The organism is Ramlibacter sp. (assembly GCF_028292805.1).
GTDB lineage: Bacteria > Pseudomonadota > Gammaproteobacteria > Burkholderiales > Burkholderiaceae_C > Ramlibacter.
The window spans coordinates 19,343-27,255 of sequence record NZ_JAQGLS010000078.1 but is presented as its reverse complement, the minus strand read 5'-3'; the positions used below and the strand labels follow the sequence as shown (position 1 = coordinate 27,255).

7 protein-coding genes and 1 pseudogene are annotated in these 7,913 nt (G+C 71.0%); 5 read left to right on the top strand and 3 right to left on the bottom strand.

Features of this window, described 5'->3' with window-relative positions:
• The 3 genes from JWP65_RS04275 to JWP65_RS04265 all read left to right on the top strand — a co-directional run.
• Window positions 1–1,239: hypothetical protein (locus JWP65_RS04275; RefSeq protein WP_299760673.1), on the top strand; the 1,239-nt coding region annotated here is incomplete at its 5' end.
• A gap of 135 nt (window positions 1,240–1,374) precedes the next feature.
• Window positions 1,375–1,848: a hypothetical protein gene (locus JWP65_RS04270; RefSeq protein WP_299760671.1), complete on the top strand. Its 474-nt coding sequence runs from the start codon at window positions 1,375–1,377 to the stop codon at window positions 1,846–1,848.
• Between the two features lie 115 nt (window positions 1,849–1,963).
• Window positions 1,964–2,401: a hypothetical protein gene (locus JWP65_RS04265; RefSeq protein WP_299760669.1), complete on the top strand. Its 438-nt coding sequence runs from the start codon at window positions 1,964–1,966 to the stop codon at window positions 2,399–2,401.
• Window positions 2,402–2,530: 129 nt separating this feature from the next.
• Here JWP65_RS04265 and JWP65_RS04260 read toward each other — a convergent pair.
• The 3 genes and pseudogenes from JWP65_RS04260 to JWP65_RS04250 all read right to left on the bottom strand — a co-directional run.
• Window positions 2,531–3,706 (bottom strand): annotated as a pseudogene (locus JWP65_RS04260) (CaiB/BaiF CoA transferase family protein); the annotation flags it as partial.
• A gap of 74 nt (window positions 3,707–3,780) precedes the next feature.
• Entirely contained in the window at window positions 3,781–4,950 is a 1,170-nt protein-coding gene (locus tag JWP65_RS04255) for an acyl-CoA dehydrogenase family protein (RefSeq protein ID WP_299760667.1), read from the bottom strand.
• 5 nt (window positions 4,951–4,955) lie between these two features.
• A complete protein-coding gene (locus tag JWP65_RS04250; RefSeq protein WP_299760665.1) occupies window positions 4,956–5,831 on the bottom strand; it encodes a MaoC family dehydratase N-terminal domain-containing protein in 876 nt (291 codons plus the stop codon).
• Between the two features lie 90 nt (window positions 5,832–5,921).
• On the opposite strand from JWP65_RS04250, the gene JWP65_RS04245 reads away from it, so the two are divergent.
• Both JWP65_RS04245 and JWP65_RS04240 read left to right on the top strand, forming a co-directional pair.
• Window positions 5,922–6,845: a LysR family transcriptional regulator gene (locus JWP65_RS04245; RefSeq protein ID WP_299760663.1), complete on the top strand. Its 924-nt coding sequence runs from the start codon at window positions 5,922–5,924 to the stop codon at window positions 6,843–6,845.
• Between the two features lie 30 nt (window positions 6,846–6,875).
• Window positions 6,876–7,856, top strand: a complete 981-nt coding sequence (locus tag JWP65_RS04240; protein ID WP_299760661.1) for an NADPH:quinone reductase — start codon at window positions 6,876–6,878, stop codon at window positions 7,854–7,856.
• The last annotated feature ends 57 nt before the right edge of the window (window positions 7,857–7,913 follow it).

Sequence of the window (7,913 nt, the reverse complement as noted above, 5' to 3'; positions counted from 1 at the left end):
TTCGCCATCGAGGCCGCCCGCGCTGGCACGCTGCCGCCGGCACAGGTGCGCGACCTGTTCACCCTCAGTCTGGCCGCGCTGGTGCGCCGGGCGCTCGCGCCCGAAGGCGGGGACCCGGTGTTCCAGGCGCTGGTGCTGCACGCCGGCTCGGAACCGGTCCGCGAACACGTGCGGCTGGCCACGCGCGCGGCGGCCGACCGACGCACGCTGCGCGCCGCCATCGATGCCGTCGCCCATCCGGGCAAGCTGCGCGACATGCCGGCCGCAGCGCTGCGCGACGCGCTTGCCCGACTGCACGCCCTGCTGGAAAGCGGCGCCTGGGCGCAGCTGCACGCTGCGACGCAGGCCACGCTCGTCCATGCAAGCGGCGACGCCCGCTTGCATGCCGCCCTGGCGTCACTGCTGGCCGAGCCCGCACTCGAGCGGCTGCAACGCGGCGACGCGCTGCGGCCAGTGGCCGACGTGCAGCGTTACCTGGCTCTGGCACAACAGCGCGGGCCGCCGGCCGGCAGCGAGTTGGCCGCCGCGCAAGGGCGCGCCTCCGCGCGCCTGGGCAGTGACGCCGAGGCAGCGACGCTGCAGGCATTGCGCACCATTGCCGGCTTGCTCGAAGAAGGCCGCCCCGCTGGCCGCTACCGCGCGGTGGCCGGCTTGCGCACCCCGGCGGGCTTTCCCGGCGCCGCCGACAAGGCCAAGGACGAATGGGATGGCGCAATCGTGCGGACCGACGCCGGCGCCGACGCGGCCGACGTCCTCCTGCTCGCCGAGGTCAAGGCGGCGCCGGCCGCAGCCACCCCCGACTTCGCGCGGCTGGTGCGCGGGCTCGAACGGCTGGCGCAGGCCGGCGCCGAGACGACGTACCTGTTTCCCACGGCCGGCGGCGAGCTGCGCATCCGCGGCGCCTCCTTGCGCCGCCTGCTGCCGCACCGCGATGCGCTGCCGGCGCACGTGGTTTATTGCTGCGCGGCGATGGAAGCCCAGCCGCAGCCGTTGGGCGCGGCCACCAGGGCGGTGCTGCTGGCCGAGCCGGCCACCGTGGCTTTCGCACGGCAGCTGGCCGGCGGCGAGCCGGCGCCGCACGACGCGCTGGCCCCGGTGTGGCAAGACCTCACCACGGCGCCGCGGTTGCGCTCGGCCTTGAACCAGTACCGGACGGCGGTGGCGGCGCGGGATGCGATGCTGCATCCCGATGACCTGCTGGCCGCGGTGCGCGAACGGCTGGCGCCCGGGGCGGGTTGAGGCCCAGAAGCGCGCGGGCAGTTGGAAGCGGCCGCGGCCACCTTCCCGCGGAACAGGTCGGCCACGCCAGGCACGTCGCACGTCTTCTTTCCGCGAGGCATTCCCCAGCGCCCCGATTGCTGGGATAGTCGGCCCATGTCCGGCGCTTCCTTCCTGAAGTTCTGGGCGCCAGGCCTGCTGGCGCTCGGCATGCTGCTGGCCACGTGCGCCGCCCCGCCCGGCGGCGCGGCCCACCCGGATGCGGACGAGGCTGCCGACGACACCCGTCAACGCCTGCAAGGCACCTGGCTGCGGGAATACGAAGCCAAGGGCATCCGCGCCCGCCGGGTGCTGGTGCTGGAGCCGGACGGCGCGTTCCGCGAAAAGGTGCGCGCCACCGACGGCGCCGGCCGGGCCACCGAGCAGGCGCACGAAGGCACCTGGCTCTTCGACGGCACCAACCTCAAGCGCAAGTACACGCTCATGAACGGCCGTCCGCCATCCCGGCTGAATCTGCCGCTGGCCACGTTCCAGATCGCGTTCGAGACGCCGAACGAATTCCTGGGCGTCGACCACATCCACGGCAACAAGGTGCGCTACCGGCGGGTAGCGGCCGGGATGGAGCCTTAGGAGCCTGGGCGCAGACTCCTGGGTCAGGCCCTCTTCACCACGCCGCGCGCCTGATGTAGAAAGTGAGGACGCGCACCAGCCGCAACCCGGCACACGGTGCCGGAAAGGGGCTGCGATGGGCAAGGCGGAACGCGACCGGCGGCATCAGGGCAACCTGGAACGCATCAACCACGTGCAGCTCGTCGTCGGCCGCGGCGACCGGATGCGGGTGGACCACGAAGGCACGCTGCTGGAGCGGGCCCGCATGCTGTGCGAAGAGATCAGCTCCCACGACGCCACCGAGCTCGGTCTCGCCGCCCTCGACCGGCTGCTGCGGCGGGCCGAGGAAGGCCAGTTGCGGCAGGCGCGCGACATCGTCGAATTCATCGCCGCGGTCTGGAGCAACAAGCCGCTGCCGCTGCACACGCTGCGCGGGCTCGACCCCGAGGCCGGCGACGACATGCTGGCGGTGCTGGACGCCTTCCGCCATGCCCGCCTGCACCTGGTCGAACACGTCGAGGGCGGGCCGCAGCGGGTGCAACGGATGCTGGCCAGGTGGAAGGCCAGGGCCTGACGAAGGGCGCCCGGGTGCCCACCAAACGCTCATTCGAACGCCAGGCCAGTGCTGGCGCGGCCCTGCGGCGAATGCCCCAAGGTTGTCCACAGACTTGCGCACCGCAGCTGTGGGAATCTTCCTGGCCGGCTAGATGACGCCTTGTTCGCGCAGGGCCCGGATCGTCGTATCATCGCGCCCCAGTTCCCGCAGGACGGCATCGGTGTGTTCGCCGACGGCGGGAATGGCGTCCATGCGGTAGTCGAAGCTGCTGTTGACGCCAGGCGGCAGCAGCGCCGCCAGCGCGCCGGCCGGCGAGTCCACCTGCTTGAAGCGGCCACGCGCCTGCAGCTGCGGGTGCTTCCACATCTCGCCCACGGTATTGACGTGGGCGTTGGCGATCTGCGCGGCTTCCAGCCGCGCGATCACCTGTTCCGCATCCATGCCGGCGAAGGCTTCGAGGATGAGCGCCCGCAGCGCCACGCGGTTCTCGCTGCGCCTGGCGTTGGCATCGAAGCGCGGGTCGGTGGCCAGCGCGGGCTGCAGCAGCACCTGGTCGCAGAACACCTTCCATTCGCGCTCGTTCTGCAGCCCCAGCATCACCGTCTTGCCGTCGCCGGCTTCGAACGGGCCGTACGGATAGATGGTTGCGTGCGAGGCACCGCTGCGCGGCGGCGGCTCGGCGCCGTCGTAGGCGTAGTACATCGGGAACCCCATCCACTCGCCCAGCGCCTCCAGCATGGAGACGTCGATGTGCGAGCCGCGGCCGGTCTGCTGGCGCTGCAGCAGCGCCGCCAGCACGCCGGTGTACGCATACATGCCGGCCGCGATGTCGGCGATCGAGTTGCCGGACTTGCAGCCTTCCTGCGGCGTGCCGGTGACGGACAGGAAACCCGCCTCGCTCTGGATCAGCAGGTCGTAGGCTTTCTTGTCGCGGTACGGGCCGTCCTTGCCATAGCCGGAGATGTCGCACACCACCAGGCGGGGATGGGCGGCGCTGAGTTCTTCATAGCCCAGGCCCATGCGCGCGGCCGCGCCGGGCGCGAGGTTCTGCACCAGCACGTCGGCGCCGGCCACCAGCTCCATGAGCACCTGCAACGCCTGGGGCTGCTTCAAGTCGAGCGTGACGCTTTCCTTGGAGCGATTGACCCAGACGAAGTGCGACGACAGCCCTTGCGCGCGCTGGTCGTAGGCCCGGGCGAAGTCGCCGCTGCCGGGCCGCTCCACCTTAATCACGCGGGCGCCGAGATCGGCCAGCTGACGCGTGCAGAACGGCGCCGCGATCGCATGCTCCAGCGACACCACCGTGACGCCATCGAGCGGACGACGTTGCCCCCCGGGCGCTGCGCGCCAGCCCCCCGAGCGGGCGTGTCGGTCTTGAGGCGGCTCGGCGACGGACATCAGAACGACCTCGGCAGCCCGAGCAGGTGCTCGGCCACGTAGCTGTAGATCAGGTTGGTGGAGATCGGCGCCACCTGGTACAGGCGGGTTTCGCGGAACTTGCGCTCGACGTCGTATTCGTGGGCGAAGCCGAAGCCGCCGTGCGTCTGCAAGCAGGTGTTGGCCGCCTCCCAGGACGCCTTGGCCGCCAGGTACTTGGCCATGTTGGCCTCGCCGCCGCAAGGCAGCTTGGCGTCGAACAGCTGGCAGGCCCTGAAGCGCATCAGGTTGGCCGCTTCCGTCTCCATGTAGGCATCGGCGATCGGGAACTGCACGCCCTGGTTCTGCCCGATCGGACGGTTGAACACCACCCGCTCGCTGGCGTACTTGCGCGCCTTGTCGATGAACCAGTAGGCATCGCCGATGCACTCGGCGGCGATCAACGTCCGCTCGGCGTTCAGGCCGGTCAGGATGTAGCGAAAGCCCTGGCCTTCCTCGCCGACCAGGTTCTCTGCCGGGATCTCGAGGTTGTCGAAGAACACCTCGTTGGTTTCGTGGTTCACCATGTTCGCGATCGGCCGCACCGTCATGCCATTGCCGATCGCCTGGTGCAGGTCGACCAGGAAGATGCTCATGCCTTCGCTCTTGCGCTTGACGCCGGCCAGCGGCGTGGTGCGCGCCAGCAGGATCATCAGGTCGCTGTGCTGGATGCGCGAGATCCAGACCTTCTGGCCGTTGACCACGTAGCGGTCGCCCTTGCGCACGGCCATGGTCTTGAGCTGCGTGGTGTCGGTGCCGGTGGTCGGCTCGGTCACGGCCATCGACTGCAGGCGCAGCTTGCCGCTGGCGATGCCGGGCAGGTATTTCTGCTTCTGCTCGGCGCATCCGTGGTGCAGCAGCGTGTTCATGTTGTACATCTGGCCGTGCAGCGCGCCGGCGTTGCCGCCGGAGAAGTTGATCTCCTCCATGATCACCGAGGCTTCGGTCAGGCCCAGGCCGGAGCCGCCGTACTCGCCGGGGATCAGCGCCGCCATCCAGCCGGCCTCCGTCAGCGCGTCGACGAACTTCTCCGGGTACCCGCGGTCGGTGTCCACCTTCTGCCAGTAGGCGGAATCGAAACTGCCGCACAGGGCGCGCAGCGCCTCGCGCATGTCCTGGTGCACATCGGGTGTGGGGATCTGGGTCTTCATCGGTGTCAATCGAGTTGGGCTTCGGCTTGCATGGTCAGCCAGCCTTCATGGTCCTGCGCCCACAGCGTCACGCCGCGGCCGTCGCCGGAGGGCCTGCCGTTCACGCCGAACGGATGCAGGTCGTAGGTCGGGCGCACCGCCTTGAAGCTGAAGCTGCGCAGCGTGGCCTCGGGGCGCTGGCGGCGCACCAGGTCCACCAGCAGCGTGGCGATCAGCGGCCCGTGCACCACCAGGCCGGGGTAGCCCTCGACCTCGGTGACGTAGCTGCGGTCGTAGTGGATGCGGTGCCCGTTGAAGGTCAGCGCCGAGTAGCGGAACAAGAGCACCGGGTCCGGCACGATCTCGCGCGACCAGGGCGCGTCGGCCGGCGCTGCTTGCGCCGGCACCACCGGATCACCAGGACGGGCCGCGGCGCGGTAGACGATGTCGTGCTCCTCGATCACCGCCAGGCCGTTGGCGTTGTGCACCTCGTGGCGCACCAGCACGAACACCAGATCGCCGCTGCGGCCGGCCTTGTGCGTCACGCCGGCGATGCGCGACATGCGCCGGACCGGCTCGCCCACGCGCAGCGGCGCGTGCCACTGCAGGCGACCGCCGGCCCACATGCGGCGCGGCAGCGGCACCGGCGGCAGGAAGCCGCCCAGCTTCGCGTGGCCATCGGCGCCCAACTCGCTTTGCAGGTGGCGCGGCAGGAAGTACAGCCAGTGCCACAGCGGCGGCAGCGCGGTGCCGGCCGCCGGCTCGGGGTCGTCGCGATCCAGCGTGGCGGACAGCGCGCGCACCGGTGCCGCGGTGAGCTCGTCGTGCAGCGTTTCGCTGCGGCCTTCCCAGGCGCGCAGCCGGGCCACCGCCTCGGGTGTGATGGAGGAATCGTCTTGCATGGCGCCATCGTGCCCCAGGAGCCGGCACAGCACAATGCGGCAGTCCGCAAGCCAGCCTTCGCCGGCGCCGAAGGCTGCTCTAATCGCGGCATGGATTTCGACCTGCTCGACCTGCGGCTGTTCCACGCCGTCGCCCAGCACGCCAGCATCACGCATGCGGCCGCCGCCGAGCACCTGTCGCTGGCGGCGGCCAGCGCCCGCATCAAGGCACTGGAGCGGCACGCCGGCGTCCCCTTGTTCTACCGCCAGGCGCGCGGCGTGCGGCTGACGCCGGCCGGCGAGGCCTTCCTGCACCACACCCGCGCCATGCTGCGGCAGGCCGAGCAGCTGCGCGCCGACCTGCACGAGTACGGCCGCGGCTTGCGCGGCCACGTGCGCGTGTTCGCCAACACCACCGCCGTCACCGACATCCTGCCGGAGGTGCTGCCGGCCTTTCTGAAAGCCAATCCCAAGGTCAACGTGGAGTTGCAGGAAAAGCCCAACGCCGACATCGCGCTGGGCGTGCTGGCCGGCCGCGCCGACCTGGGCATCGTGGCCGGCCGCGTCGACACGCTGGGCCTGCGGGCCATCCACTTCAGCACCGACCGGCTGGTGCTGGTGGTGCCGCGCGGCCACCGCCTGGCGCGGCGCAAGGCCGTCGCCTTCGGCGAGACGCTGGACGACGACCACGTCGGCATGCATCCGGGCAGCACGCTGCAGGACTTCCTGGCCAAGGTCACGGCCGGCCTGGGCAAGCCGCTGCGGCTGCGGGTCGAGCTGTCCAGCTTCGACGCCGTCTGCCGCATGGTCGGCGCCGGCGTCGGCATCGGCGTGGTCCCCGAGAGCAGCGCCCGCCGCAACCTGGCAACCATGCAGCTGGCGCAGGTGGAGCTGAGCGACGACTGGCGCGTGCGCGAGCGCTACGTGCTGGTGCGCGAAGCGCAGGCCCTGCCGGCCTTCGCGCAGGCGCTGATCGATGCGCTGTGCGCCTTCCACGCGCCGCCTGCTCCCGGTGCCGGCCTCAAGGCGGCCTGAACCGAAACTCCATCCGCACGAGGAGCAACCATGCAAGCCGCCTTCTACACGCGCCAGGGCCTTGCGGCCCAAGTCTTCACCGTGGGCGAGCAGCCGACGCCGCAGCCCGGCCCGGGCCAGGTGCGGGTGCGCGTGCGCGCCTCGGGCGCCAATCCCTCGGACTGGAAAACGCGCAAGGGCGGCGGCGGCCGCCAGCTGATCGCGCCGCTGATCGTGCCGCACAGCGACGGCGCCGGCGACATCGACGCGGTCGGTGAAGGCGTGCCCGCCAGCCGCATCGGCGAGCGCGTGTGGATCTGGAATGGGCAGTGGAAGCGGCCGCTGGGCACCGCCGCCGAGTTCATCGCCTTGCCGTCACAGCAGGCCGTGGCCCTGCCGGCCAACGTGTCGTACGAGGAAGGCGCCTGCATGGGAGTCCCCGGCTTCACCGCGCTGCAGGCGGTGCGGCTGGCGGCCTTGCAACCGGGCGAGACCGTGCTGGTGCAGGCCGGCGCCGGCGCGGTCGGCCACTACGCGATCCAGCTGGCCAGGCTGCGCGGCGCCAAGGTGCTGACCACCGTCAGCAGCCAGGCGAAGGCGGCCCACGCCGGCGCGGCCGGCGCCGACCATGCCATCGACTACCGGCGCGAGGACATCGGCGCGCGCGTCGCCGAACTCACCGCCGGCCGCGGCGTCGACTGCGTGATCGAGATGGACGTCACCAACAACGCGGCGCAGTACCCCAAGCTGCTGCGCGCCCATGGCCGGGTGGTGATCTACGGCATGACGGGGGTGGAGGCGACGCTGCCCACGCTTTGGCTGATGCAGAACAGCATCGCCTTGAAGTTCTTCATGATCTACGACATCGCGCAGGCCGACCGCGATGCGGGCGTGCGCGAGCTGTCCGCATTGCTGGCCGAGGGAAAGCTCAGGCACACGATCGCCATGCGCCTGCCGCTGGCCGAGATTGCACGGGCGCACGACCTGCTCGAGGGTGGCACGCTGATGGGGAACGTGGTGCTGACGGTCTGAGCGCCATCCCGGCTGATGGATGTCACCGCGGGCTTGAGCCGGGTCATGCCGGGGTGC

Excerpts from the sequence above, each read along its gene's own strand:
- JWP65_RS04270 (WP_299760671.1), top strand. The coding sequence starts at position 1,375 with ATGTCCGGCGCTTCCTTCCTGAAGTTCTGGGCGCCAGGCCTGCTGGCG.
- JWP65_RS04265 (WP_299760669.1), top strand. The coding sequence starts at position 1,964 with ATGGGCAAGGCGGAACGCGACCGGCGGCATCAGGGCAACCTGGAACGC.
- JWP65_RS04255 (WP_299760667.1), bottom strand. The coding sequence starts at position 4,950 with ATGAAGACCCAGATCCCCACACCCGATGTGCACCAGGACATGCGCGAG.
- JWP65_RS04250 (WP_299760665.1), bottom strand. The coding sequence starts at position 5,831 with ATGCAAGACGATTCCTCCATCACACCCGAGGCGGTGGCCCGGCTGCGC.
- JWP65_RS04245 (WP_299760663.1), top strand. The coding sequence starts at position 5,922 with ATGGATTTCGACCTGCTCGACCTGCGGCTGTTCCACGCCGTCGCCCAG.
- JWP65_RS04240 (WP_299760661.1), top strand. The coding sequence starts at position 6,876 with ATGCAAGCCGCCTTCTACACGCGCCAGGGCCTTGCGGCCCAAGTCTTC.